We start from the raw sequence: 24601 nt of genomic DNA on the forward strand, positions 1-24601 counted from the left end.
TGTTGTGCTCCTTCAGTGATTGGTTTGACTGGTTTGCAGCCGGTCGACCGCAGCATCGGTCGAGATGGCTTCCGGACGGCGGCGCGGCATTTCCCACGGGCGTCCGTTTTCGGTGATGGCGCTGATCGAGATCAGCGGGGGCGGCGAGCTGACGCTGCCGAAAATCGTGGCGTAGGACACGTCGGCGGCGTCGCGGCCGGTGCCGATGCGGACGAAGCCCATCGGAATTGCGGTGCCTGACGGGTCGAAGATGTACCAGCGGTTGTCGAGAAAAACCTCGACGTAGGCGTGGAAATCGGTCGGGCCGAGGGCCGGGTCGGCACCGTAGTCGATGCCGGTGGTGAACCGTGCCGGAATGCTCAGCGCACGGCAGAGGGCGATCATCAGGTGGGCGAAGTCGCGACAGACGCCGACGCGGTCAACAATGGTGTCGACGGCTGATGTCGTCGAGCTGGTAGTAGCCGAGCGGAAGGCAACGTGGCGATTGACCCAGTTGCAGATGGCTTCGACCCGGCGGTAACCCTTGGGCAGCTGGCCGAATTCGGTCATCGCCAGCGTCGCCAGGCGATCCGACTGGCAATAGCGGCTGGGGTAAATGTAGGTCAGGGTCGATAGCGGCAGGCGGTCGATCGGGGTTTCCGGAATTTCGTCGGGATTGCCGATGTACTGGTCAATGTCGAGAACGGCCCGGTAGCCAACGTGCAGCGGGCCGGTGGTGACATTGAGGCGCATGAAGCGCGCGCAGGTCTGCGGCTCGGTCTGGATCGCCGGAACAATCTGCGGATTGATCTGCAGGTTCTCGCTGACGATGCGTTGACTGGCGGTTTGAGCGGCGTGGATGTTGAAGACGAAATCGGCGCCGGGGAAGTTCAGTGCGTAGTTGAGGTCGATCGCAAACTGTATGCGAACCATGCAATTCCATATTGTGCAGCGCGCTGTGCAGCCTTGTCGGGCGCTCAGACGGGCGGTGGGACGGCGCTTTGCTACGGGGAAATGAACGGTTCGGCTTGCCGGAAGATCGCGTGGCGAGAACGGCAGGGGGACAGCATTTGCGCGGCAGAACGGTGACGATGAAGCATCAAGGCTTCAATGGAGGCTGCATCTTACGCCGCCATCCCTCGTCTGGCAAGAAAAAATGCCGGAAATTCAGGCTCTTGCCACGTTTGATGGCAAGAGCCCGGCGGCTCAGGCCACAACCGCCAGGGTGCCGATGCCGAGCCGGTTGATGCCGCTGATCAGGGCCTTGATCGAGGCGGTGACGATGTTGCCGTCGATGCCGGCGCCGTAGCATTCGCCGCGGCCGCTGGCGGCCATTTCGATGAAGGCGCAGGCGCGGGCGTTGCCGTCCTCGCCCATCGGCACCATCGAGCGCTCCTCGTAGCTGCGCACCTGGGCCTGGATGCCGGCGCTGGCCAGGGCGTGCATGGCGGCGTTGATCGGACCGTTGCCTTCGCCACTGAGCACGTGCGTGGTGCCGCCGATGTCGACGGTGAGGCGGATGCCCTGCTGCGTGCCGTGCTCGAACAGATGGTGCTCGCGGTAGCGGATGCTGTCGCCGGCGTCGAGGTAGGTCCGGGCGAAGAGTTGCCAGATGTCGTTGGCGCTCACTTCGCCACCATGCGTGTCGGTGTGCTTCTGGACGACGCCGGAGAACTCGACCTGGAGGCGGCGCGGCATGACCACGCCGTGTTCGGTTTCCATCAGGTAGGCGATGCCGCCCTTGCCCGACTGGCTGTTGACGCGGATCACCGAGTCGTAGGAACGGCCGACGTCGGCCGGGTCGATCGGGAGGTAGGGCACTGACCAAGTCTCATCCGCCTTTTGAGCGGCAAACCCCTTCTTGATGGCGTCCTGGTGGGAGCCGGAGAAGGCCGTGAAAACGAGATCCCCGACGTACGGGTGGCGCGGATGGATCGGGAGCTGGGTGCAGTGTTCGAAAGTGCGGGCGACGGCATTGATGTCTGAGAAGTCGAGCTGCGGGTCGACGCCCTGGGTGTGCATGTTGAGCGCGAGGGTGACGAGATCGACGTTGCCAGTGCGCTCGCCGTTGCCGAAAAGGCAGCCCTCGACGCGGTCGGCACCGGCCATCAAGCCGAGTTCGGCGGCGGCGACGGCGGTGCCGCGGTCATTGTGCGGGTGGAGGCTGATGATGACGCTGTCGCGGCGTTCGAGGTTGCGGTGCATCCACTCGATCTGGTCGGCGTAGATGTTGGGCGTGGCGATCTCGACCGTGGTCGGGAGATTGAGGATGACCTTATTGTCCGGCGTCGCGCCCCAGGCGGCGGTGACCGCGTCGCAGACTTCCTTGGCGAAGTCGAGTTCGGTGGCGGTAAAGAGTTCCGGGCTGTATTCGAGCGTGATCTTCGTTTCCGGCATCTGCGCGGCGAGCGTTTTGATCAATTTGACGGCGTCGACCGCCATATTCACCACTTCGGCCTTGCTCATGCCGAAGACGAAGTCGCGGAAGGTCGGGCAGGTCGCGTTGTAGACGTGCACGATGGCCTGTTTCGCGCCTTTCAATGATTCGAAAGTGCGGCGGATGAGGTGCTCGCGCGCCTGGGTAAGGACTTCGATGGTGACGTCGTCGGGAATGTGCTTTTCCTCGATGACCCGGCGGACGAAGCCGAACTCGGTTTCCGACGCCGACGGGAAGGCGATTTCGATCTGCTTGAAGCCGATCTGGCAGAGCGTCTTGAACATCTGCATCTTCTTGTCGGCGTTCATCGGCTCGAACAAGGCCTGGTTGCCGTCGCGCAGGTCGGTGCTCATCCACATCGGCGCCTGCGTGATGACGCGGCTCGGCCACTGGCGGTCGGTGAGCCCGACCGGCGGGAAGGCGGTGTACTTGGACGATTTCTGCTGCGACATGGGGTTGCTCCGGAAAACTGTTGCGATGGCGAAATATTAAGCAAAAGCGCCCGGCAGGTGCTTGCGTTTTGTGGCATGATTTGCAATCAATTTGGCAGAAAATTGCGTGGATTCGAAATCATGAGCAACTCGTTGACGATAGATCGTTACGACCGGCAAATTCTCGCCGTCCTGCAGCAGGATGGGCGGATCAGCAACCAGGAGCTGGCCGACCGCATCGGCCTGTCGCCGTCGCCCTGTCTGCGCCGGGTGCGTACGCTCGAAGAGGCCGGGCTGATCGCCGGCTACCGCGCCCTGCTCGATGCAAAGAAGCTCGGCCTGACGCTGATGGCGCTGATCGGCATCTCGATGGACCAGCACACGCCGGAGCGCTTCGCCAATCTGGAGGCGACCATCTCGGACATTCCCGAAGTGCTCGAATGCCTGCTGATCACCGGCCAGCAGTCGGATTACCAACTGAAGGTCGTGGTTCGCGACATGGATGCCTACCAGGATCTGCTGCTCAACAAGATCACGCGTATCCAGGGCGTCACCGGCGTGCACACCAGTTTTGTGCTGCGCAAGGTGGTCGACCGCACCGCGCTGCCGCTCGACTTCGCCTGATCCGGTCCGGGCGGCTGGTGAAACGGTGTTAGGCTCGGGGTTTCCCGCCAAGGACCCGCATGAGCAGCCCCGATAACGAACTCTGGCAGCAATCCTGGCGCGACGGCCGGATGGCCTTTCACCAGGCGGAAGTCAATCCGCTGCTCGCGCATTACTGGTCCAGCCTCGGCTTGCCGCCAGGGGGGACGGTCTTCGTGCCACTGTGCGGGCGCAGCCTCGATCTGGTCTGGCTGGCCGAACAAGGGCACCAGGTGGTCGGCTGCGAACTGAGCCCGGTCGCCGTCCGCGATTTCTTTCGCCAGCAGCGTCTGACGCCGACGCAGACAACGCTCGGGCCGCTGACGCTGTGGCAGCACGGCGCGATTCGTATCTACTGTGGCGATTTCTTTGCGCTGATGCCGGAACATCTCGGCACCATCGCCGCCGTCTATGACCGCGCCGCGCTGACCGCGCTACCGGAAAGCGCGCGCGCCGGCTATGTCGAACACCTGCGCCAGCTGACGCCGGAAAATTGCCCGGTTTTCCTGTTGACCGCAGAAGACCCGGAAGAGGGCGAAACCGACGATCGTTTCCCGGAAATTTCCAGCGAAATCACCCAGCTGTACAGTGCCCGCTTCGCCATCGACCTGGCACATTCGGAGCGCCGCCTGGAAACCCGGCGCGAGGCCGACGGCAATCCACCGCAATGCATAGAATTGCGTCTTTATCGCTTGCTGCCGTATTGAACGCTCCGCGGCGCGTATAATCCGCCCCGGAAAGTCGGCCAGGCAATCGCTGGACACGCAAGTGTCGGGAGGAAAGTCCGGGCTCCATTGGGCAGGATGCCAGCTAACGGCTGGGTGCTATAAGTCGCAAGACGAAGGCAACGGAAAGTGCAACAGAGAACAGACCGCCGATGGCGTCGCAAGACGCACAGGTAAGGGTGAAACGGCGAGGTAAGAGCTCACCGCGTCCACGGTAACGGCGGACGGCACGGCAAACCCCATCCGGAGCAAGACCAAATAGGGAAGCTGAGGCGTGGCCCGCGCTGCTTCCGGGTAGGTTGCTTGAGCCTGTCGGTGACGGCAGGCCTAGAGGAATGATTGCCGAACCTCGCAAGAGGGGAACAGAACCCGGCTTATCGGCCGGCTTTCCACCACTTACAATGCTGTCCATGAACCCCCTTATCGAATGGCCGGAGAACGGCCAGACCCGCCGTGCGCGCTGGCGCTCCGAAGCCGGCCTGGCGGCGCCGCAAACCCTGGAAGTCGTCGACGACAGCCTGTCCGCCGACGCCGCCTTCGCGGCGCTGACTGACGGTCACGCGCTGCTCTGGCGCGGCGACTGGATGAACGCCCGGCAACTGATGCAGGCATTGACTCGTCGCGTCGATCGGCATATCACCGCGACATCGGACAACACTTCATCGCCGGTCCTGGCCTTTGCCCGTCATCGCGAGCGTCAGGGGCGGCGTGCCGCCTTGCTCGCCCGCCTGCTGGTGCCGCTCGGTCCTGACTACAAGCTGCCGCTGCGCCGCGCCCAGGATGTCCGCCCGGCCTGTCGCGAAGCCTGGGGCAAGCCTGACGGCAGCAACAGCGTCGTCGCGCTGCGCGAACTGCTGGCGGTGATCAGCGCCCATGAATGGCGCAAGAAAGGCGTGCCGGTGGCGGCGGCCGGTGGGCGCATCCATCCGCATTACGGCGTCTTCTCGCCGGTGCGCGGTGAATACGTCGACCTGGTCGCGCAAGCGCCGCTGCAGGCGGGCTGCGATCTGGCCTTCGACATCGGCACTGGTTCCGGCGTCATCGCCGCGGTGCTGGCCCGCCGCGGTTTGCATGTCGTGGCGACCGACCTGGCGCCGCGGGCGCTGGCCTGCGCCACCGAAAACATCGAAAAACTCGGGTTGACCGCAGAAGTGCAAATCATCGAGGCCGACCTGTTTCCGGACGGCCGCGCACCGCTGGTTGTCTGCAATCCACCCTGGTTGCCGGCACAACCGAGTTCGCCGGTCGAATACGCGGTCTACGACCCCGATTCGCGCATGCTGCGCGGCTTCCTCGACGGCCTGGCGGCACACCTGGCGCCGGGCGGTGAGGGCTGGCTGATCATTTCCGATCTCGCCGAACACCTCGGTCTGCGCAGTCGCGCCGAGTTGCTGCAATGGGTCGAAAATGCCGGCCTGCGCGTCGTTGGTCGCATCGACACCCGGCCGACGCACGCCAAGGCGCAGGATCGCAGCGATCCGCTGCACGCCGCGCGCGCCGCCGAAGTGACGTCGGTGTGGCGGCTCGCTGCCAAATGAAAAAGCGGCCGACTTTTACGGTCGACCGCTGAATTTGAGCAAAAACCGGATCAGCTGCGGATCAGGTGATCGAATGCGCTGAGCGAAGCCGTCGCGCCGGCGCCCATGGCGATGATGATCTGCTTGTACGGCACCGTCGTGCAGTCGCCGGCGGCAAAGACGCCGGGCAGCGAGGTGTGGCCCTTGGCGTCGATGACGATCTCGCCGAACTTCGACAGCTCGACCGTGCCCTTGAGCCAGTCGGTGTTCGGCAGCAGGCCGATCTGGACGAAGATGCCTTCGAGTTCGACGCGCTTTTCTTCGCCGCTGACGCGATCCTTGTACACCAGCCCGTTGACCTTCTGGCCGTCGCCGGTGACTTCGGTCGTCTGCGCCGACTTGATCACGGTGACGTTGGCCAGGCTGTAGAGCTTCTTCTGCAATACCGCGTCAGCGCGCAGGGCATCGCCGAATTCGAGCAGCGTCACATGACCGACGATGCCGGCCAGGTCGATCGCCGCTTCAACGCCGGAGTTGCCGCCGCCGATCACCGCCACGCGCTTGCCCTTGAACAGCGGGCCGTCGCAGTGCGGGCAGAAGCAGACACCCTTGGCCTTGTATTCCTTTTCACCAGGCACATTCATCTCGCGCCAGCGGGCGCCGGTAGCCAGAATCACCGACTTCGACTTCAGCGAAGCGCCGTTTTCCAGCTGGACTTCAAGCAGGCCGCCTTCCTCGGCAGCCGGGATCAGCTTGGCGGCGCGCTGCAGGTTCATCACGTCGACCTCGTAGGCCTTGACGTGCTGTTCCAGTGCGGCGACCAGCTTCGGTCCTTCGGTTTCCTTGACCGAGATGAAGTTCTCGATGCCCAGCGTATCCATCACCTGACCGCCGAAACGCTCGGCCAGCACGCCGGTGCGGATGCCCTTGCGCGCCGCGTAGATGGCAGCCGCGGCACCAGCCGGGCCACCGCCGACGACGAGCACGTCGAAGGCGGCCTTGGCAGCCAGTTCCTCGGCCGCACGGGCGGCGGCGCCGGTGTCGACCTTGGCCAGGATTTCTTCGATCAGCATGCGTCCGGCGCCGAATTCCTCACCGTTCAGGTAGGTCGTCGGTACGGCCATGATCTGCCGTTCATTGACCCGATCCTGGAACATCGCGCCATCGGTCATCGTGCTGGTCACGTTCGGGTTGAGCACGGCCATCAGGTTCAGCGCCTGCACGACATCCGGGCAGTTGTGGCAGGACAGCGAGATGAAGGTCTCGAAATTGAAATTGCCTTCGAGCCCCTTGATCTGGTCGATCACCGCCTGCTCGACCTTGGGCGGATGGCCGCCGGTCTGCAGCAGTGCCAGCACCAGCGAGGTGAATTCGTGGCCCATCGGCAGGCCGGCGAAACGGATGCGCGGCGCTTCGCCGGGGATGCCGATGGCGAAGGACGGGCACAGTTCGCTGCCATTGTCTTCGCGCAGACTAACCTTGGTCGAGCAGTCGAGAATGTCGTTGAGCAGGGAACGCATTTCCTCGCCCTTGGCGCTGTCGTCCAGCGTCGCGACCAGTTCGATCGGGCGTTGCAGGCGTTCGAGATAGGCCTTCAACTGGCCCTTGATGGCGGCGTCGAGCATGATGTTCTCCCTGTATTGTTTTTTGGAATGCACTGGAAAGCTGCGGTCGACCGCAGCTTTGCGGTGAAATCCGTACCGCACCCGAAGGCGCGGCAGGTTTTCGTGGAACTTAGATCTTGCCGACCAGGTCCAGGGACGGAGCCAGGGTCTTCTCGCCTTCCTTCCACTTGGCCGGGCAGACTTCGTTCGGGTGCGAAGCGACGTACTGGGCAGCCTTCAGCTTGCGCAGGGTCTCGGCGATGTCACGGGCGATGGCGTTGTCGTGGACTTCCAGCGTCTTGATCGTGCCGCTCGGGTCGATGATGAAGGTGCCACGCAGGGCCAGGCCGGCTTCCGGAATATGCACGCCAAAAGCGTTGGTCAGCTGGTGCGTCGGGTCGCCAACCAGCGGGAACTTGGCCTTGCCGACTGCCGGCGAGGTTTCGTGCCAGACTTTGTGGGAGAAATGGGTGTCGGTCGTGACGATGTAAACTTCGGCACCGGCCTTCTGGAATTCGGCGTAGTTCTCGGCGGCGTCTTCAACTTCGGTCGGGCAGTTGAAGGTGAAGGCAGCCGGCATGAAGATGATGACGGACCACTTGCCCTGCAGGTTGGCTTCGGTCACTTCGACGAACTTGCCGTTATGGAAAGCCTGGGCCTTGAACGGTTGCACTTGGGTATTGATGAGGGACATTCGAGGTATCTCCTGTACGGGTTGATGAATTTGTTTGGAACGAAGCAATGTTAGGACTGAGTTATTCATTGATCCAATTGATTGCTTAAATAGCATACATAGCCCTCGGCTATTTTTGTCAATTACCGGCATGGTGTTTCCGGTTTTCCGGCTACGTGTCTGGAATGCAAAAAATCACGCCGAATGCCAGCATAAGGGGCTGTCCGGGCAACACTTATTCAAAAAGGTGTGCTACTTTTATCCCGCTGCCGTTCCAACGGCCAGTTTTCTTAACTTGAATGGGTAACTAGGAGGCACTTAGATGAATAAATCCGAGCTGGTCGAAGTTGCTGCACAAGAAGCTGGTATTACCAAGGCCGCCGCAGACAAAGCGCTGTCGGCCATCATCGGCGCGGTCGTCAAGACCGTGGCCAAGGGCGAGTCGGTAACGCTCGTTGGTTTCGGTACTTTCAAGTCCGCACAGCGTGCGGCGCGTACCGGCAAGAATCCGAAGACGGGTGCTACGTTGAAGATTCCGGCCACGACCGTGCCGAAGTTCACGGCGGGTACTGCCTTCAAGGCGGCTGTTGCGCCCAAGAAAAGCGCTGCCAAGAAAAAATAATCGTGGTTTCACCCAATGCGGGGGCCGTCATTGACGGGCTCCGCTTTTTACTTTGCAATGAATAATCCGAACAGCGAAATCCAGATCGAAGACACGCCGGCTGAAACTCAGTCGCCTGAAACCCCGTCGCCTGAAATTCAGGTGGCAGAAGTCCCGCAGCCGGAATTCCAGCCGCTCGACATGCGTCGCCGTCTGCGCGAGCTGCTCTCGGTTCCCGAGCGGGATCGCAGTGATGAAGTATGGGACGAGATCATCGAGCTGGAAATCCAGCTTGCGCCCGGCAACCGTATCGCCGGCAATGAACCCTCGGCAAATCAGCCGCGCCATAACCAGCCGCGCAACAACCAGTCGCGGCATAATCAGCCGCGTCACGGCAAGCCGGGCGGCGGAGCCCCCGTTGCTGACAGTGGTGGTGCGGATGCTGGCGCCCAGCAGAAAAAACATCGTCCGCGGACCAAGAACAACCGCCGCCCACGTCCGGGCGGCAAGCCTGGTGGTGGTTCAGGCGGCGAGCCGGTTTGACCGGCGCGAAACTCTCAGGCCGGTTCCGGCATGCAGCATTTTGATCTGATCATTGTGGGAGGCGGGCTGGCGGGTGCCAGTCTGGCCGTTGCCCTGCGCGACAGTCGCTTGCGTATTGCGCTCGTCGAGGCGCGGCCGCCGCAGCGCGCGGACGGCTGGGATGCCAGGATCTACGCAGTCAGCCCGGCCAATGTTGCCTATCTGGAATCCATCGGAGTCTGGAAACACCTGGATGGCACCCGGGTGGCGCCGATCCGGGCCATGCGCGTGTTTGGCGATGCCGGCGGACAGCTGGAATTTTCCGCTTTCCAGACTGGCGTGCCCGACCTTGGCTGCATTCTCGAATCCTCGCTGATGGCTTGCGAGCTCTGGGAAAATCTCAAGCGTCAGGCCAATCTTCAGCTTTTTGTGCCGCAGCAGCCGGCCGGGCTGGAGTTCCGCAACGAAGTGGCTGTTTTGCGACTGGCGGACGGGCAGGTTTTGTCTGCGCCCTTGCTGGTCGGCGCCGACGGGCGTGATTCCTGGGTGCGCGAGTCGGCCGGTTTGTCGGCGGTCAATCGCCATTATCGAGAAAAAGGTGTCGTCGCCAATTTCGCCGTCGAAAAGCCACATCAGAATGTGGCCTGGCAGTGGTTTCGCGACGACGGCGTGCTGGCCTGGTTGCCTTTGCCGGGGAACCGTATCTCCATCGTCTGGTCTACCCCGGATGAAGCTGCCGATGCGCTGTGCGCGATGTCTCCCGAAGCCCTTGCCGAAACTGTTGCTCAGGCCGGGGGCGGGGTGCTTGGCAAGTTGTCGCTGATCACGCCGCCACTGGCCTTTCCGTTGCGGCTGATGCGTGTTCCCGAAATTGTCGCGCCGCGTCTTGCGCTGGTGGGGGACGCCGGGCACGGTATCCATCCCCTGTCGGGGCACGGGATCAATCTGGGGTTTCAGGATGCGCAGGAACTGGCTGGGCGTCTGCTTGCGGCGAAGCCCTGGGAGGATATCGGCCAGCTGCGTTTCCTGCAGTCCTATCAGCGAGCCCGGCGCGAGGAAATCCATTTGCTGCAGACAACGACCGATACGCTGCGTCGCCTGTTTGCTGATCGTTCCCCGCTGTTGCGCCCGCTGCGCAATGCCGGGCTGGATCTGACCAATCGTTTGCCCGTCGCCAAGAGCTTTTTGGTGCGTTATGCCCTTGGGGCCATCTAGGAGAATTGAATGTTCGTCAAAAACCTGTCCGCCTTGCTGCTGTCCTTGCTGGCCATCGGCTGTTCGGCCAATGAGGCAGAAATCCAGAAGGCGATCGAGGCCAAGCTTGGCGTCAAGGTCGAGAGCGTCACCAAGGCCGGCTATTTCGGGTTGTATGAGGTCTATGCCGACGGGCACATCTTCTATACCGACGACAAGGTCAGTGCGATGCTGATCGGCGGCGACATGATTCGCGCCCAGCAGGCAGTCAACCTGATCGATCTGAAGAACAACCGCAATATTACCGACGAACGCCTGCGCAAGTTGACCGCGATCAAATTCAGCGACCTGCCGCTGGAGCGGGCGATCAAGCAGGTTCGTGGCGACGGCAAGCGCGTGCTGGCAACATTCGAGGATCCGAACTGCGGCTATTGCAAGCGTCTGGCCAAGGATCTGGCGAAGCTCGAAAATGTTACGGTCTACACTTTCCTGTACCCGATTTTGTCCGAAGATTCACTGAAGAAGTCGCGTCAGATCTGGTGCTCCGCAGATCGCCTGAAGGCCTGGAATGACTGGATCATCGATGGCAAGACACCGGGCGGTCGCGACAATTGCGATACGACGGCGATTACGCGCAACCAGGAATTCGGGCGCAAGCTCAATATCACGGGAACGCCAACCATCGTCTTTGCCGATGGTGAGCGCGTCCCTGGTGCCTTGCCGCTCAATGCGCTGGAGCAGAAACTGAACCAGCAGAAGTAATCCCGGTACAAACGGCCCTGGTGGGCCGTTTGAGCAACGGCATGCTTTTCGTCTCGCGGGACGACAAGCATGCCGTTTTCTTTTTCCCACAAATGTCCACGCGGAGCATGTCATCCGGGTCTGGGTGCTGTGCGTAAAAACTCCTGATGTTTCACTTTAACTAGTGTTTTCCTTGTATTGATTTTTAAGGGTTTTTTGTTGCCTTTGATGTCTGCAAAAAGCCCTGTAAGTCATTGTTGTGTAAGAAAAATTCCCAATTTCTCTATTGACGCGCCATGGTTGTTGCTCTAAAGTGGGTAAACGTGTTGAAAAGTGGGTAAACGGGATGTTCGAGGGGGCTGCGGCGCTCAATCTGGATGCGAAAGGACGGCTTGCCATACCGGCAAGGCATCGTGACGTCCTGCTCGCCGCCGGTGAGGGATCGCTGGTGCTGACCGCGCATCCGCATCGTTGCCTGCTGCTGTACCCGGCGCCGGCCTGGCAGCCGATCCGCGACCAGATACTGAAAGCGTCCAGCCTTGATCCGCGGGCGGCTGCGATCAAGCGCGTGATGGTTGGTAATGCCCGCACCGAAGCCCCGGATTCGGCTGGTCGTCTGTTGATTGCGCCCGAGCTGCGTACTTACGCGAAGTTCGAGAAAACGGTTTACCTAGTCGGCATGGGGAGCCATTTCGAAATCTGGAGCGAGGCGGGCTGGCAGCAGCAGAACGACCTGGCAGCCGAGGCGCTTACGGGCGATCTGCCGGCCGGACTCGGGGATCTCGTGCTGTGAGCCCCGGCGGCGCCCATGTCACGGTGCTGCTCGAAGAGGCGGTGGATTCCCTGGCGATCAAGAACGACGGTGTTTACATGGACGCGACCTTCGGTCGCGGTGGGCACAGTCGTCGCATTCTTTCCTCGCTGGGTGAAAACGGTCGTCTGGTTGCGGTCGACCGCGATCCGCAGGCAATTCTTGCTGGCGAGGCTATTGGCGACAGTCGCTTCCGGCTGGTGCATCGGGCTTTTGGTGAGTTGTCGGAGGCTGCTGCCGAGGCGGGTATTTCTGCCGTGGACGGGATTTTGTTTGATGTAGGGGTGTCGTCGCCGCAAATCGACGACGGGGAGCGCGGCTTCAGCTTTCGCCATGACGCGCCGCTCGACATGCGGATGGACACGACGCAGGGCGAGACGGCGGCCGAATGGCTGGCGCGGGCCGAAATAAGGGATATCACGGAGGTCATCAAAAATTATGGCGAAGAACGGTTTGCTTTCCAGATTGCAAAGAAGGTTGTGGCTGCTCGGGTCGAACAACCAATTGTCACAACAGCTCAGTTCGCGGCCCTCGTTCGCGAGACCGTGCGCACCCGTGAGCCAGGGCAGGACCCGGCGACGCGCAGCTTTCAAGCTCTACGGATTCATATCAATCAAGAGCTCCGCCAGCTGGAGGTAGCACTGCCGCAGGCGCTGGACTTGCTCAAGCCCGGTGGCCGGCTGGTGGTCATTTCCTTTCATTCGCTCGAAGACCGCATCGTGAAAAACTTCATGCGCGCGCAGTCGACCGCAGATTCCTTGCCCAAGGGACTGCCGTTGCGCGCCGATCAATTGCCCAAACCGAAGCTGCGTTTGATCGGCAAGGCGCTGCGCCCGTCGACCGACGAGGTCGCGGCGAATCCGCGGGCGCGCAGCGCGGTGATGCGGGTAGCCGAGAAGCTCTGATGTTCCGGCTCAATCTTTTTCTCCTGTTGCTCATCGTGCTTTGTGCCCTGGCGGTGGTCACTTCGCAGCATCGCGGGCGCAAGCTGTTCCAGGCACTCGAAGCCGAGCAGGAGAAGGTGCGCCAGCTTGACGTCGAGTACGGTCAGTTGCAGATCGAGATGTCGACCTGGGCGACCCATCCGCGCGTCGAGAAGATTGCCCGTGAACGTCTGCGCATGGTTGTGCCGGCGCCGCAGGCGGTGGTGCCGGTCAATCTGCAGGAGGCTCGCTGATGGTTGTGCGTCGTCGCCCGCAGCGCGGTCATCGCTACACCGAGAGCCCGATCCTGCAACTGGCCCTGCAGGGCTGGCGTTCGCGCATGGTCGGGCTGCTGCTGATGGCGGCTTTCCTCGCCTTGCTGATGCGCGCTTTCTATCTGCAGGTGATCAACAACGATTTCCTGCAGGAAAAGGGCGATTCACGTTACCTGCGCGATATCGAAATTTCCGCCTCACGCGGCAAGGTGACGGACCGCCATGGCGACATGCTGGCGGTGTCGACGCCAATGCGTTCGATCTGGGCAATTCCGGCCGATGCGCGGACGATGAGCGGCGAACAGAAGCGCCTGCTGGCTGAACTGGTCGAGTTGAAGCCGCGCGAACTGGATGCCCGGCTGGCTTCCGAGAAGACCTTTGTTTTCGTCAAGCGTCAGGTGCCGCCGCAGACCGCCGAGCAGATTGCCGCCTTGAAGCTGCCTGGCATCCATCAGGAAAAGGAATATCGCCGTTACTATCCGGCGGGTGACATGACCGCCCATCTGGTTGGGTTTACCGGCGTCGATGACAAGGGGCTGGAGGGGGTCGAACTGGCCTTCCAGCAATCCCTTCTGGGTCGTCCGGGTGCCCGGACGGTGATTCGCGACCGGCGCGGCAACATCATCGAGGATGTCGGTGCAACCCGGCCGCCGCGTGATGGCAACGATGTCACGCTGGCCATCGACTCTAAGATCCAGTACCTCGCCTACAGCCACTTGAAGGCGACGGTCGGCGAGCACAAGGCCAAGGGTGGCGGTATTGTCGTTCTTGATACGCGTACCGGAGAAATCCTGGCCCTGGCCAACTGGCCGACCTACAACCCGAACAACCGGGCCAAGCTGTCCGGCGAGCAACTGCGCAACCGTGCCGTCACCGATACCTTCGAGCCTGGTTCGACATTGAAGCCATTCACCGTTGCGCTCGGCCTGGAGAAGGGCAAGTACCGTTACGATTCGATTGTTGATTGCGCGCCAGGACGTATCACGATTGGCCGTTCGGTAATTACCGATGCGCATTCCAGCGGCGAGTTGACGGTGGCTCAGGTCATCCAGAAGTCCTCGAATGTAGGCACCACAAAAATTGCCCTGAGCATGCCGGCTGAGTGGATGTGGGAAATGTTCGATGATCTCGGTTTCGGCAAGGCGCCGCAGCTCGGTTTTCCCGGCGAGGTCGGTGGGCGCTTGCGGCCCTGGAAGAACTGGCGCCCGATCGAACAGGCGACGATGTCCTACGGTCATGGCATTTCCGTCAGCCTGATCCAGCTGGCACGTGCGTATACCGTCTTTGCCCGTGATGGCGATCTGGTGCCGGCATCGCTGTTGCGCGTCGATCAGCCGGTGGTGCATGGCACGCCGGTTTTTTCCGCACAGACCGCCCGCGAAATGCGCGCCATGCTGGAAATGGTCGTCGGTCCCGGTGGTACGGCGCCGAAGGCGGCCGTGCCCGGCTATCGCGTTGGCGGCAAGACCGGCACCGCGCACAAGCTGGAGGGCGGTGCCTATGCCAACAAGTACATCGCTTCTTTCGTCGGTATCGCACCGATTTCGAATCCCCGCCTGGTGGTCGCCGTGATGATCGACGAGCCGGGCGGCAACCAGTATTACGGCGGACAGATCGCCGGGCCGGTGTTCGCCGGTGTCATGGGTGGCGCATTGCGGACGCTTGGCATCGCGCCGGACGCGCCGCTACAGGTGGCCGCGGTCAATGATGGAAAGGGGCGGATGTGATGACGCCGCGTGAAATTCTCGATCGTCTGGAAAGCCTTGGCGTCGAAGCCTCGGGGATTGCCGACGACAGTCGCCAGCTGGTTGCCGGCGATATCTTTCTGGCCTATCCCGGCGACCTCGCCGATGGTCGACAGTACATCGGCGACGCGCTGGCGCGTGGAGCGAAGGCGGTGGTCTGGCAGCCGGGCGGTGATTTTGTCTGGAATCCGGCGTGGACCGTGGCAAATTTCCCCGCCGAGCAGTTGCGTTCGCTGGCCGGTCCGCTGGCACACGCGATCTACGGCCATCCGAGCGAAGGCATGTCGCTGATTGCGATTACCGGGACCAACGGCAAGACCACGGTCAGCCAGTGTCTGGGTCGCGTCTACCCGCGTCCGTGCGCGATCATCGGTACGCTTGGCGTCGGCTTTCCCGATGCGCTGACGACAACCGGGTTCACGACGCCGGAAGCGACGACGCTGATGCGCTGTCTGGCCGGGTTCCGCGAGCACAAGGCGGCAGCCTGCGCACTGGAAGCGAGTTCGATCGGCATCGAGGAAGGGCGGATGAACGGTCTGCGCGTCGATGTTGCAGTGTTCACCAACCTGACTCGTGATCACCTAGACTATCACGGCAGCATGGAAGCTTATGCGGCAGCCAAGGAAAAACTCTTCCTGTGGCCCCGCCTGCGGACGGCGGTGATCAACCTCGATGATGAATTCGGTCTGCGCCTGATGCGCGAAACGACGGCGATGCGGGTGATCGGCTATTCGCTGGCAGCGCCGCGTCGCGATTTTCCCGCGCTGGTGCGGGCGGAAAAGCTGACGGACACGCCATTCGGGCAGCGTTTCGAGATCGTCATGCCGAATGGTCGGGCGATGGTCGATACGGCGCTGGTTGGCCGCTACAACGTTTCGAATTTGCTGGCCTGTGCGGCCGTGCTGCACGATGCCGGCGTGATGCCCGCGGAAATCGCTCGCCGCCTGTCGGAACTGACGCCACCGCCGGGGCGGATGGAACGGCTTGGTGGCATCGGCGAACCGCTGGTCGTCGTCGACTATGCCCATACGCCTGATGCATTGCGCAATGCGCTGGCCGCGCTGAAGCCGGTGGCCGATTCGCGTGGCGGCAAGCTGGTTGCGGTTTTCGGTTGCGGCGGCGACCGGGACAAGGGCAAGCGCTCGCAGATGGGCAGCATCGCCGAGGCCGCTGCCGATCGCGTCATGGTGACCAGCGACAACCCGCGCAGCGAGTCGCCGCAGGCAATCATCGAAGCGATCCTGGAAGGCATGCTGCATGCCGAGGTCGAGATTGACCGGGCACAGGCAATCCGCCGCGCGATCCATGAAGCGGCGGATGCCGACGTTGTCCTGCTGGCTGGCAAGGGGCACGAAAACTATCAGGAGGTTGCCGGTGAGCGGCTGCCATTTTCCGATATCGACGCGGCCCGGGATGCCTTGCTCCTGCGTAGCGAAACCAGGGAGCACGCATGATGAACTGGCTGCTTTCCCGCGTTGCTGAAGTAACTGGCGGTCAACTGGTCGGCCAGGACCTGTCGCTGCATGGCGTGACGACCGATACCCGCGCCGTCGCCGCCGGGCAACTGTTCATCGCTCTGCGTGGCGAACGCTTCGATGCCCATGATTTCCTCGATGCGGCTGTGGCTGCCGGTGCCGGGGCGCTGCTGGTCGCCGATGCGGCACGCATTCCGGCCGGCGCGCCCGCTGTTGTCGTCGACGATACGCGCCTGGCGCTCGGTCGTCTGGCAGCAGCGTGGCGGGCTGAGTTCGACCTGCCGGTGATCGCCGTGACCGGTTCCAACGGCAAGACGACGACCAAGGAAATGATCGCCGCGATCCTCAAGGCGGCCTTCGGTGACGCAGTGCTGGCGACGCGCGGCAATCTCAACAACGACATCGGCTTGCCGCTGACGCTGCTGGCGCTGGATGCCAGTCACCGCGCGGCGGTCATCGAGATGGGCATGAACCATCCGGGCGAAATCGACTATCTGACGCATATCGGTGCACCGACAGTGGCGCTGGTGACCAATGCCCAGCGTGCCCACCTTGAAGGGATGGGCGATCTTGACGAGGTGGCGCGGGAAAAGGGATCGATCTTCAATGGCTTGTCCGCCGGCGGCATTGCCGTGATCAATGAAGACGACAGCTACGCCGGGTTCTGGTGCGGCATGGTCGGCAACCGTACGGTACGCAGTTTCGGCATCGACCGGCCGGCCGATGTGCATGGCGTGGTACGTCAGCATGGCCTGGAAATCACGATGGAACTGACGGCCGCAGAAGGCCAGGCAGCGTTCACGCTGGGCATTCCCGGGCGCCACAACGCCCGCAACGCCATGGCCGCCGCCGCTGCATGCCTTGCAGCAGGTATTCCGCTGGCCGCCGTGGGCGAAGGCCTGGGGCGTTTCGCCGGCGTCAAGGGGCGCCTGCAGCGACGTGCCGGCAGGAACGGTGCCGAGATCCTCGACGATACCTACAACGCCAATCCGGATTCGGTCCGTGCCGGCATCGACGTGCTTGCCGCAACCATCGGCCGCAAGGTGCTGGTGCTTGGTGACATGGGCGAGATCGGCGAGGCCAGCGGCCAGTATCACGACGAGATTGGCGGCTATGCCAAGAGTCAGGGTGTCGACCGGCTGTTTGCGCTCGGCGATGCCGTGCAGCAGGCGGTACGCAACTTCGGCGAAGGCGCCCGTCACTTCTGCAACATCGACAAGCTGATTGTTGCGGTCGACAAGGAATTGGGCCCAGAAACCACCGTGCTGGTGAAGGGTTCGCGCTTCATGAAAATGGAAAGAGTGGCCGATGCCCTCGCTTCCGGGGAGAAAAACTGATGCTGCTCGCATTGGCCCAATGGCTTGCCCAGGACATTCGCTTCTTCAATGTCTTCAATTACATCACGCTGCGTACGGTACTCGCGGCAATGACCGCGCTGCTGATTTCCTTTGCCGCCGGACCGGCCGTCATCCGCTGGCTGGCGGCCAAGAAGATCGGTCAGGCGGTGCGTACCGACGGTCCGCAGACACACCTGGTGAAATCCGGGACGCCGACCATGGGCGGCGTGCTGATCCTGATCGCCATCGGCATCACGACGCTGTTGTGGGGTGACCTGAGCAACAAGTACGTGTGGACCGTACTCGTCGTCACGCTCGGCTTCGGCATCATCGGCTGGTATGACGACTGGAAGAAGGTCGTCTATCGCGATCCGAACGGGCTGGCCAGTCGCTGGAAGTTCTTCTGGCAGTCGGTTCTTGGTGCGGGTGCAGCATTGTTTTTGGCCTTTTCGGCGACGTCGACCGCACAAACCGAACTGATCGTGCCTTTCTTCAAGAGCGTCGCCTATCCGCTGGGCATCGTCGGCTTCATCACACTGACCTACTTCGTCATCGTCGGTACCAGCAATGCGGTCAACCTGACCGACGGTCTCGACGGCCTGGCGATCATGCCGACGGTGATGATCGCCTCAGCCTTCGCCATCTTCGCCTACGTCGCCGGTAACGCCGTCTATGCCAAGTACCTGCTGGTGCCGTACGTGCCCGGTGCCGGCGAATTGTGCATCCTGCTCGGCGCCATCGCCGGGGCCGGGCTCGGCTTCCTGTGGTTCAACGCCTATCCGGCCGAGGTCTTCATGGGCGACGTCGGCGCGCTGTCGCTCGGCGCCGCACTCGGTACCGTCGCCGTCATCGTCCGCCAGGAAATCGTGCTGCTGATCATGGGCGGCGTCTTCGTCGTCGAGACGCTGTCGGTGATGCTGCAGGTGTCATGGTTCAAATACACCAAGAAGAAATATGGCGAGGGCCGGCGAATATTGCGCATGGCACCGCTGCACCATCATTTCGAACAGACGGGCTGGAAGGAGACGCAGGTTGTCGTCCGCTTCTGGATCATCACCATCATGCTGGTCCTGATCGGGCTGGCGAGCTTGAAGCTGCGGTAAATGGAACTTCGGGGCAAACGCGTTCTGGTGATCGGGCTCGGTGAGTCCGGACTGGCGATGGCCAAGTGGCTGCATCGCCAGGGCGCGTTCGTCCGTGTCGCCGATTCGCGCGACAATCCGCCGAATGTTGAAGCACTGCAAGCTGTGGCGCCCGGCGCCGAACTGCTGGCCGGGGCGTTTGCCGAAGCGACATTCGCCGGCATGGACATCGTTGCCCTGTCGCCGGGTGTGCCGAAGGCGACGCCGGCGATTGCCAACTGTGGCCTGCCGCTGATCTCGGAAATCGAACTGTTTGCCGCCGGTGTGCGCGAACAGGTGCCGGCTTCGCAGATCATCGCCATCACCGGCAGCAACGGCAAGACGACAACCACCGCGCTGACCGCCCATCTGCTCAACGGCGCCAATGTGCCGGCAATTGCCTGCGGCAACATCTCACCGTCGGCGCTCGATGCATTGATGGATGCGCAGGATGCCGGCACGCTGCCCGCCGTCTGGGTGCTTGAGCTGTCGAGCTTCCAGCTGGAAACCACGCATCATCTGAATGCCGCCGCCGCGACCGTACTCAATGTCTCTGAAGATCACCTGGATCGTTACGATGGCAGTCTGGCCAATTACGCCGCGGCCAAGTCGCGCGTCTTCCAGGGCAAGGGCACGCTGATCCTCAATCGCGACGACGACTGGTCGATGGCCAATGGCCGCTGCGGCCGCAAGATGATCACTTTCGGCCTCGCTGCAGCGCCGCGCGGGACCGATTATGGTTATGCCGATGGTGCAATCTGGCGCGGCAAGGAAATGATTGTCGCGGTAGACGAGCTGCAGCTGGCCGGTTTGCACAATGCCGCCAATGCGATGGCGGCGTTGGCACTGTGCGATGCCATCGGTGTCGCCGCTGCCCGCCTGGTCGCCCCGCTGAAAACCTTCCGCGGCCTGCCGCACCGGGTCGAGCAGGTGGCCGAGATCAATGGTGTCGTTTATGTCGACGACTCCAAGGGTACCAACGTCGGCGCGACGCTGGCAGCGATCGAGGGCATGGGCCGCCAGGTTGCCATCGTCCTTGGCGGCGACGGCAAGGGCCAGGATTTCTCGCCGCTGAAGCCGGCGCTGGCAAAGCACGGCCGCGCAGTGGCGCTGATTGGCCGCGATGCAGCGGCAATTGGCATGGCCATTGAGGGCTGCGGCGTGCCGACCGCCATCGTCGGCGACATGGATGCCGCCGTCCGCTGGCTGGCCGCCCGCGCCGAGCCGGGCGACTGCGTGCTGCTGTCGCCGGCCTGCGCCAGCCTCGACATGTACCGCAACTACGCCCACCGCGCGCAGACCTTCATCGATGCCGTCAAGGAGCTTCAGCCATGATGCTCTCCGCACTCGATTCGCCGCGCCAGCAGTTGGCCGAGATCGACCACGCCTTGCTGTGGTCGGCGCTGTTGCTGCTGCTCGGCGGTCTGGTGATGGTCTATTCGGCATCGATTGCCATTGCCGAGGCCGGTCGGTTCACCAATCACCAGCCGGGTTACTACCTGATCCGTCACAGTATTTTCCTGTGCATCGGGCTGGTTGCCGGTGCCGTCGCCTTCCAGCTGCCGTTGACCGCCTGGCAGAAATACGCGCCCCTTTTGTTCATGGTCGGCGTCGTGCTGCTGGCGATCGTGCTCATCCCCGGCATCGGCCGCGACGTCAATGGCGCCCGCCGCTGGCTGCCCCTGGGGTTTGCCAATCTGCAGCCATCCGAACTGATGAAGTTGTTCGCGGTGCTTTACGCCGCCGACTACACGATCCGCAAGATCAACGTCATGCATGATCTGAAACAGGCTTTCCTGCCGATGTTCGGCGCGATGGCGCTGGTCGGCATCCTGTTGCTCAAGGAGCCGGACTTCGGTGCTTTCGTCGTCATCATCTCGATCGCCATGGGCATTCTTTTTCTCGGCGGCTTGAAGGCGCGGATGTTCGCGCTGCTGATCGTCGGCCTGCTGATCGCCTTTGCCGTGATGATCATCGTATCGCCCTACCGGCGCGACCGCATTTTCGGCTTCATGGACCCGTGGGCGGACGCCTTTGGTCGCGGCTATCAGTTGTCGCACTCGCTGATCGCATTTGGTCGCGGCGAGCTGTTCGGTGTCGGTCTCGGTGCCAGCGTCGAAAAACTGTTTTACCTGCCGGAGGCGCATACCGACTTCCTGCTCGCCGTGATCGGCGAGGAACTGGGCTTCGTCGGTGTGTTGACCGTGATTGCACTGTTTGCCGTCCTGGTCCAGCGCGCCTTCGCCATCGGTCGTCAGTGCGTGCAACTTGATCGTCTGTATCCGGCGCTGGTCGCCATGGGTATCGGCATCTGGATGGGCGTGCAGTCCTTCATCAACATGGGCGTCAATGTCGGCCTGTTGCCGACCAAGGGCCTGACCCTGCCGCTGATGAGCTTCGGCGGCTCGGGCATCCTCGCCAACTGCGTGGCACTGGCGATTCTCCTGCGAGTGGACTGGGAAAATCGCCAATTGATGCGTGGAGGGAAGTTATGAGTAAAACCATCATGATCATGGCCGGCGGCACCGGCGGCCACATCTTCCCGGCGCTGGCCGTCGCCCACAAGATGCGCGATGCCGGCTGGCGGGTCGTCTGGCTGGGTAATCCGGAAGGTATGGAAGCGCGGTTGGTGCCGCAGCACGGGTTCGAAATGGTCTGGGTGAAGTTCTCGGCCCTGCGTGGCAAGGGGCTGTTGCGCAAATTGCTGTTGCCGGTCAATCTGCTGCGCGGTTTCTGGCAGGGCTGGCAGGCCATCCGTCAGGTGCAGCCCGATGTTGTCTTGGGCATGGGCGGCTACATCACTTTCCCGGGGGGCATGATGGCCGCGCTGACCGGTGTGCCATTGGTGCTGCACGAACAGAATTCGGTGGCCGGATTGGCCAACAGGGTGCTGGCCGGTGTCGCCGACCGGATTGCCACCGGCTTTCCGGATGTGCTGAAGAAAGCGGTCTGGCTAGGTAATCCGGTACGTCCGGAAATCACTGCCGCGGCAGCGCCGGCCGAGCGTTTTGCCGAACGCAGCGGTGCGTTGCGGGTGCTTGTCATTGGCGGCAGCCTGGGTGCCCAGGCCCTGAACGAGATGGTGCCCAAGGGCATGGCCCTGTTGTCGGCAGAGAATCAGCCGCAGATTGTCCACCAGGCAGGCGAGAAGCATATTGACGCGCTGAAGGCTGCGTATGCGGCAGTTGGCGTGCAGGCGCACTGTGTTCCGTTCATCGAGGACATGGCCGGCGCCTACGCTTGGGCCGATCTGGTCATCTGTCGCGCCGGCGCGTTGACTGTGGCCGAACTGGCGGCAGTCGGCGTTGCCAGCATCCTGGTGCCGTTCCCGCATGCGGTGGACGACCACCAGACGGCGAATGCGCGTTTCCTGGTCAACGTCGGCGGTGCCTTCCTGCTGCCACAAACCGAACTGACGCCGGACGCTATTGCGCTGATCCGCAATTATTCGCGCGGTCAACTGCTGGAAATGGCCGAAAAGGCCCGCAGTCTGGCCAAGCCGGATGCCACGCTGGACGTGGTCAATCTCTGCACAGAAGTCGCCAAATGAAACACAAGGTCAAACACATCCACTTCGTCGGTGTCGGCGGTTCGGGCATGAGCGGTATCGCTGAAGTGCTCGCTCACCTCGACTACACGGTCAGTGGTTCGGACATCGCGGCCAGCGCGACGACCCGTCGTCTCGAGGGCGAGGGCGTGCGCGTCACCATTGGCCACGCCGACGAAAACATCGCCGGAGCCGACGCAGTGGTGGTTTCGACGGCGGTCAAGGAAGACAATCCGGAAGTGATTGCGGCACGTGCCAAACACATCCCGGTCGTGCCGCGCGCCCAGATGCTGGCCGAACTGATGCGCCTGAAGCGCGGCATCGCCATCGCCGGCACCCACGGCAAGACGACGACGACCAGCCTGGTCACCAGCATCCTGGCCGAAGGCGGCATCGATCCGACCTTCGTCATCGGCGGCCGCCTGAATGCCGCCGGCGCCAACGCGCGGTTGGGCAGCGGCGACTTCCTGGTAGCCGAGGCGGACGAGTCGGACGCATCTTTCCTGTTCCTGTCGCCGGTGATTTCGGTGGTCACCAACATCGACGCCGACCACATGGAAACCTACGGCCACGATTTCGAGCGGCTTAAGGGCGCCTTCGTTGATTTCCTCAACCGCCTGCCGTTCTACGGCGTCGCCGTGCTCTGCGGCGACGACGCCAACGTGCGCGCGATCATGCCGCAAGTGAGCAAGCAGATCGTCACCTACGGTTTCAATCCGGAATGCAATTTCTTCGCCGAGAACGTTGTTGCCGATGGCGGCCAGATGCGCTTCACCTGTGTTCGCGTCAATGGCACGACCTCCCGTCTCGAGATCACGCTGAATACGCCGGGCATGCACAACGTGCTCAATGCGCTGGCAGCGATTGCCGTCGCCACCGAAGTCGGTGTCGCCGATACGGCCATCGTCAAGGCGCTGGCCGAGTTCAAGGGCGTTGGCCGCCGTTTCCAGCGCTACGGCGAAGTCGCGCTGGCGGCCGGTGGCAGCTTCACGCTGGTCGACGACTACGGCCATCACCCGGTGGAAATGGCAGCGACGCTGGCGGCGGCCCGCGGCGCCTTCCCCGGTCGGCGCCTGCTGCTGGCCTTCCAGCCGCACCGTTACACGCGCACCCGCGACTGCTTCGAGGACTTCGTCAAGGTGTTGTCCACGGTCGACGCGCTTTGTCTGGCGGAAATCTACGCCGCCGGCGAGGCGCCGATCGTCGCTGCCGACGGCCGCTCGCTGGCACGGGCGCTGCGTGTTGGCGGCAAGGTCGAGCCGGTCTTTGTTGAAGATATCGCGGCGATGCCGCAAACGATCATGGATGTCGCCCGCGATGGCGACGTGGTGTTGACGATGGGCGCCGGTTCGATCGGTGCGGTGCCCGGCAAACTGGTGGAAGGCAAATGAGCGGTTTCGGCAAGGTCGCAGTCCTCTTCGGCGGAACCTCCGCCGAGCGCGAGGTTTCCCTGAACAGTGGTGCGCGCGTGCTGGCCGCATTGCTCGGCCAGGGTGTTGACGCCCACGCCTTCGATCCGGCCGAGCAGCCGCTCGACGCGCTGAAGGGCTACGACCGTGCTTTCATTGCGCTGCACGGCCGGCACGGTGAAGACGGCACGATCCAGGGGGCGCTTGAGGTCATGCACATTCCCTATACCGGTTCCGGCGTGCTCGCCTCGGCGCTGGCGATGGACAAGTTCCGGACCAAGCTGATGTGGCAGGCGACCGGTCTGCCGATACCGGAATACGCATTGCTCACCGCCGATTCGGATTTCGCCGACGTCGAGGACGAGCTGGGTCTGCCGCTGTTCGTCAAGCCGGCGCGCGAAGGCTCGTCGATCGGCGTGACCAAGGTCAAGACGCCGGGCGCGCTGAAAGCCGCCTATGAAGAAGCCGCCCGCCACGATCCACTGGTGATCGCCGAAAAAGGCGTGATGGGCGGTGAATACACGGTCGGCATTGTTGGCGACCAGGTGCTGCCGATCATCAAGATCGTGCCGGCAACCGAGTGGTACGACTACGAAGCCAAGTACAACCGCGACGATACCCAATACCTGTGCCCCTGCGGATTGCCGGAAGCGAAGGAAATGCAGATCCGGGCGCAGGCCCTGGAAGCATTCCGCATGCTTGGCGGCCGTGGCTGGGGGCGGGTCGATTTTCTGATGGACGAGGACGGCAATCACTATTTCCTGGAAGTGAACACTGCCCCGGGCATGACCGATCACTCGCTGGTGCCGATGGGCGCACGCGTAGCCGGCATGGACTACCCGGCGCTGGTGCGGCGCGTCCTCGAACTGGCGGCCAACGACTGAGACGATGA

At 62.6% G+C, this 24601-nt stretch carries 23 protein-coding genes and 1 other RNA gene; 20 read left to right on the forward strand and 4 right to left on the reverse strand.

The genetic code is table 11. The annotated features are described in order from the left end of the window. Positions 1–12: 12 nt before the first annotated feature. Both BJN45_RS03190 and leuA read right to left on the reverse strand, forming a co-directional pair. The gene (locus BJN45_RS03190) at positions 13–912 is read right to left on the reverse strand and encodes a transglutaminase-like domain-containing protein (protein ID WP_076091963.1); all 900 of its coding nucleotides are present in this window, start codon (positions 910–912) and stop codon (positions 13–15) included. Between the two features lie 273 nt (positions 913–1185). Continuing rightward, complete coding sequence (leuA, locus tag BJN45_RS03195) at positions 1186–2868, reverse strand: 2-isopropylmalate synthase (protein ID WP_076091965.1); 1683 nt, start codon at positions 2866–2868, stop codon at positions 1186–1188. A gap of 132 nt (positions 2869–3000) precedes the next feature. Between leuA and BJN45_RS03200 the strand changes: the two genes are divergently transcribed. The 4 genes from BJN45_RS03200 (at position 3001) to BJN45_RS03215 (ending at position 5752) form a co-directional block, all read left to right on the forward strand. Then, complete coding sequence (locus BJN45_RS03200) at positions 3001–3471, forward strand: Lrp/AsnC family transcriptional regulator (RefSeq protein ID WP_076092530.1); 471 nt, start codon at positions 3001–3003, stop codon at positions 3469–3471. Between the two features lie 59 nt (positions 3472–3530). Next, complete coding sequence (locus BJN45_RS03205) at positions 3531–4196, forward strand: thiopurine S-methyltransferase (RefSeq protein ID WP_076091967.1); 666 nt, start codon at positions 3531–3533, stop codon at positions 4194–4196. Positions 4197–4226: 30 nt separating this feature from the next. Next, positions 4227–4607, forward strand: an RNA gene (gene rnpB, locus BJN45_RS03210) — RNase P RNA component class A. A 17-nt stretch (positions 4608–4624) separates the two neighbouring features. Continuing rightward, positions 4625–5752, forward strand: a complete 1128-nt coding sequence (locus tag BJN45_RS03215; RefSeq protein ID WP_170873015.1) for a methyltransferase — start codon at positions 4625–4627, stop codon at positions 5750–5752. A 50-nt stretch (positions 5753–5802) separates the two neighbouring features. Here the strand turns inward: BJN45_RS03215 and ahpF are convergent, their stop codons facing one another. Both ahpF and ahpC read right to left on the reverse strand, forming a co-directional pair. Beyond that, positions 5803–7356 (reverse strand): alkyl hydroperoxide reductase subunit F, encoded by a 1554-nt coding sequence (gene ahpF, locus BJN45_RS03220; RefSeq protein WP_076091971.1) that lies wholly within the window; start codon positions 7354–7356, stop codon positions 5803–5805. A 109-nt stretch (positions 7357–7465) separates the two neighbouring features. Beyond that, positions 7466–8029 carry an alkyl hydroperoxide reductase subunit C gene (gene ahpC, locus BJN45_RS03225; RefSeq protein WP_076091973.1) on the reverse strand — a complete coding sequence of 188 codons (564 nt, stop codon included), beginning with the start codon at positions 8027–8029 and terminating at the stop codon, positions 7466–7468. Between the two features lie 301 nt (positions 8030–8330). On the opposite strand from ahpC, the gene BJN45_RS03230 reads away from it, so the two are divergent. From BJN45_RS03230 to BJN45_RS03305, 16 genes are all read left to right on the forward strand, one after another. Beyond that, a complete protein-coding gene (locus BJN45_RS03230) occupies positions 8331–8630 on the forward strand; it encodes an HU family DNA-binding protein (RefSeq protein ID WP_076091975.1) in 300 nt (99 codons plus the stop codon). Between the two features lie 30 nt (positions 8631–8660). Beyond that, the gene (locus BJN45_RS03235; protein WP_139326278.1) at positions 8661–9152 is read left to right on the forward strand and encodes a hypothetical protein; all 492 of its coding nucleotides are present in this window, start codon (positions 8661–8663) and stop codon (positions 9150–9152) included. Between the two features lie 30 nt (positions 9153–9182). Beyond that, positions 9183–10346: a UbiH/UbiF family hydroxylase gene (locus BJN45_RS03240; RefSeq protein ID WP_076091979.1), complete on the forward strand. Its 1164-nt coding sequence runs from the start codon at positions 9183–9185 to the stop codon at positions 10344–10346. 9 nt (positions 10347–10355) lie between these two features. Beyond that, complete coding sequence (locus BJN45_RS03245; RefSeq protein WP_076091981.1) at positions 10356–11087, forward strand: DsbC family protein; 732 nt, start codon at positions 10356–10358, stop codon at positions 11085–11087. A 325-nt stretch (positions 11088–11412) separates the two neighbouring features. After that, a complete protein-coding gene (gene mraZ / locus BJN45_RS03250) occupies positions 11413–11859 on the forward strand; it encodes a division/cell wall cluster transcriptional repressor MraZ (RefSeq protein ID WP_076091983.1) in 447 nt (148 codons plus the stop codon). Next, complete coding sequence (gene rsmH / locus BJN45_RS03255) at positions 11856–12782, forward strand: 16S rRNA (cytosine(1402)-N(4))-methyltransferase RsmH (RefSeq protein WP_076091985.1); 927 nt, start codon at positions 11856–11858, stop codon at positions 12780–12782. The genes mraZ and rsmH overlap by 4 nt, the downstream gene beginning before the upstream one ends. After that, positions 12782–13054 (forward strand): cell division protein FtsL, encoded by a 273-nt coding sequence (gene ftsL / locus BJN45_RS03260; protein ID WP_076091987.1) that lies wholly within the window; start codon positions 12782–12784, stop codon positions 13052–13054. The genes rsmH and ftsL overlap by 1 nt, the downstream gene beginning before the upstream one ends. Continuing rightward, on the forward strand, positions 13054–14802 hold the full coding sequence (locus tag BJN45_RS03265) for a peptidoglycan D,D-transpeptidase FtsI family protein (RefSeq protein ID WP_076091989.1): 1749 nt from the start codon (positions 13054–13056) through the stop codon (positions 14800–14802). The genes ftsL and BJN45_RS03265 overlap by 1 nt, the downstream gene beginning before the upstream one ends. Next, entirely contained in the window at positions 14802–16274 is a 1473-nt protein-coding gene (locus BJN45_RS03270; RefSeq protein WP_076091991.1) for a UDP-N-acetylmuramoyl-L-alanyl-D-glutamate--2,6-diaminopimelate ligase, read from the forward strand. Before BJN45_RS03265 ends, BJN45_RS03270 begins: the two co-directional genes overlap by 1 nt. Continuing rightward, positions 16274–17632, forward strand: coding sequence for a UDP-N-acetylmuramoyl-tripeptide--D-alanyl-D-alanine ligase (locus tag BJN45_RS03275; RefSeq protein WP_088179040.1), 1359 nt, complete (start codon positions 16274–16276; stop codon positions 17630–17632). The genes BJN45_RS03270 and BJN45_RS03275 overlap by 1 nt, the downstream gene beginning before the upstream one ends. Then, positions 17632–18735: a phospho-N-acetylmuramoyl-pentapeptide-transferase gene (gene mraY / locus BJN45_RS03280; protein ID WP_076091995.1), complete on the forward strand. Its 1104-nt coding sequence runs from the start codon at positions 17632–17634 to the stop codon at positions 18733–18735. Before BJN45_RS03275 ends, mraY begins: the two co-directional genes overlap by 1 nt. Next, positions 18736–20088, forward strand: coding sequence for a UDP-N-acetylmuramoyl-L-alanine--D-glutamate ligase (murD, locus tag BJN45_RS03285; protein ID WP_076091997.1), 1353 nt, complete (start codon positions 18736–18738; stop codon positions 20086–20088). Further along, positions 20085–21248: a putative lipid II flippase FtsW gene (gene ftsW / locus BJN45_RS03290; protein WP_083650757.1), complete on the forward strand. Its 1164-nt coding sequence runs from the start codon at positions 20085–20087 to the stop codon at positions 21246–21248. Before murD ends, ftsW begins: the two co-directional genes overlap by 4 nt. Beyond that, positions 21245–22303 carry an undecaprenyldiphospho-muramoylpentapeptide beta-N-acetylglucosaminyltransferase gene (gene murG, locus BJN45_RS03295; RefSeq protein ID WP_076092001.1) on the forward strand — a complete coding sequence of 353 codons (1059 nt, stop codon included), beginning with the start codon at positions 21245–21247 and terminating at the stop codon, positions 22301–22303. Before ftsW ends, murG begins: the two co-directional genes overlap by 4 nt. Next, on the forward strand, positions 22300–23691 hold the full coding sequence (gene murC, locus BJN45_RS03300; RefSeq protein ID WP_076092003.1) for a UDP-N-acetylmuramate--L-alanine ligase: 1392 nt from the start codon (positions 22300–22302) through the stop codon (positions 23689–23691). The genes murG and murC overlap by 4 nt, the downstream gene beginning before the upstream one ends. Continuing rightward, positions 23688–24593, forward strand: a complete 906-nt coding sequence (locus BJN45_RS03305) for a D-alanine--D-alanine ligase (protein WP_076092005.1) — start codon at positions 23688–23690, stop codon at positions 24591–24593. The genes murC and BJN45_RS03305 overlap by 4 nt, the downstream gene beginning before the upstream one ends. The last annotated feature ends 8 nt before the right edge of the window (positions 24594–24601 follow it).

The sequence above is a fragment of the Azonexus hydrophilus genome, from assembly GCF_001956855.1.
Classification (GTDB): domain Bacteria; phylum Pseudomonadota; class Gammaproteobacteria; order Burkholderiales; family Rhodocyclaceae; genus Azonexus; species Azonexus hydrophilus_A.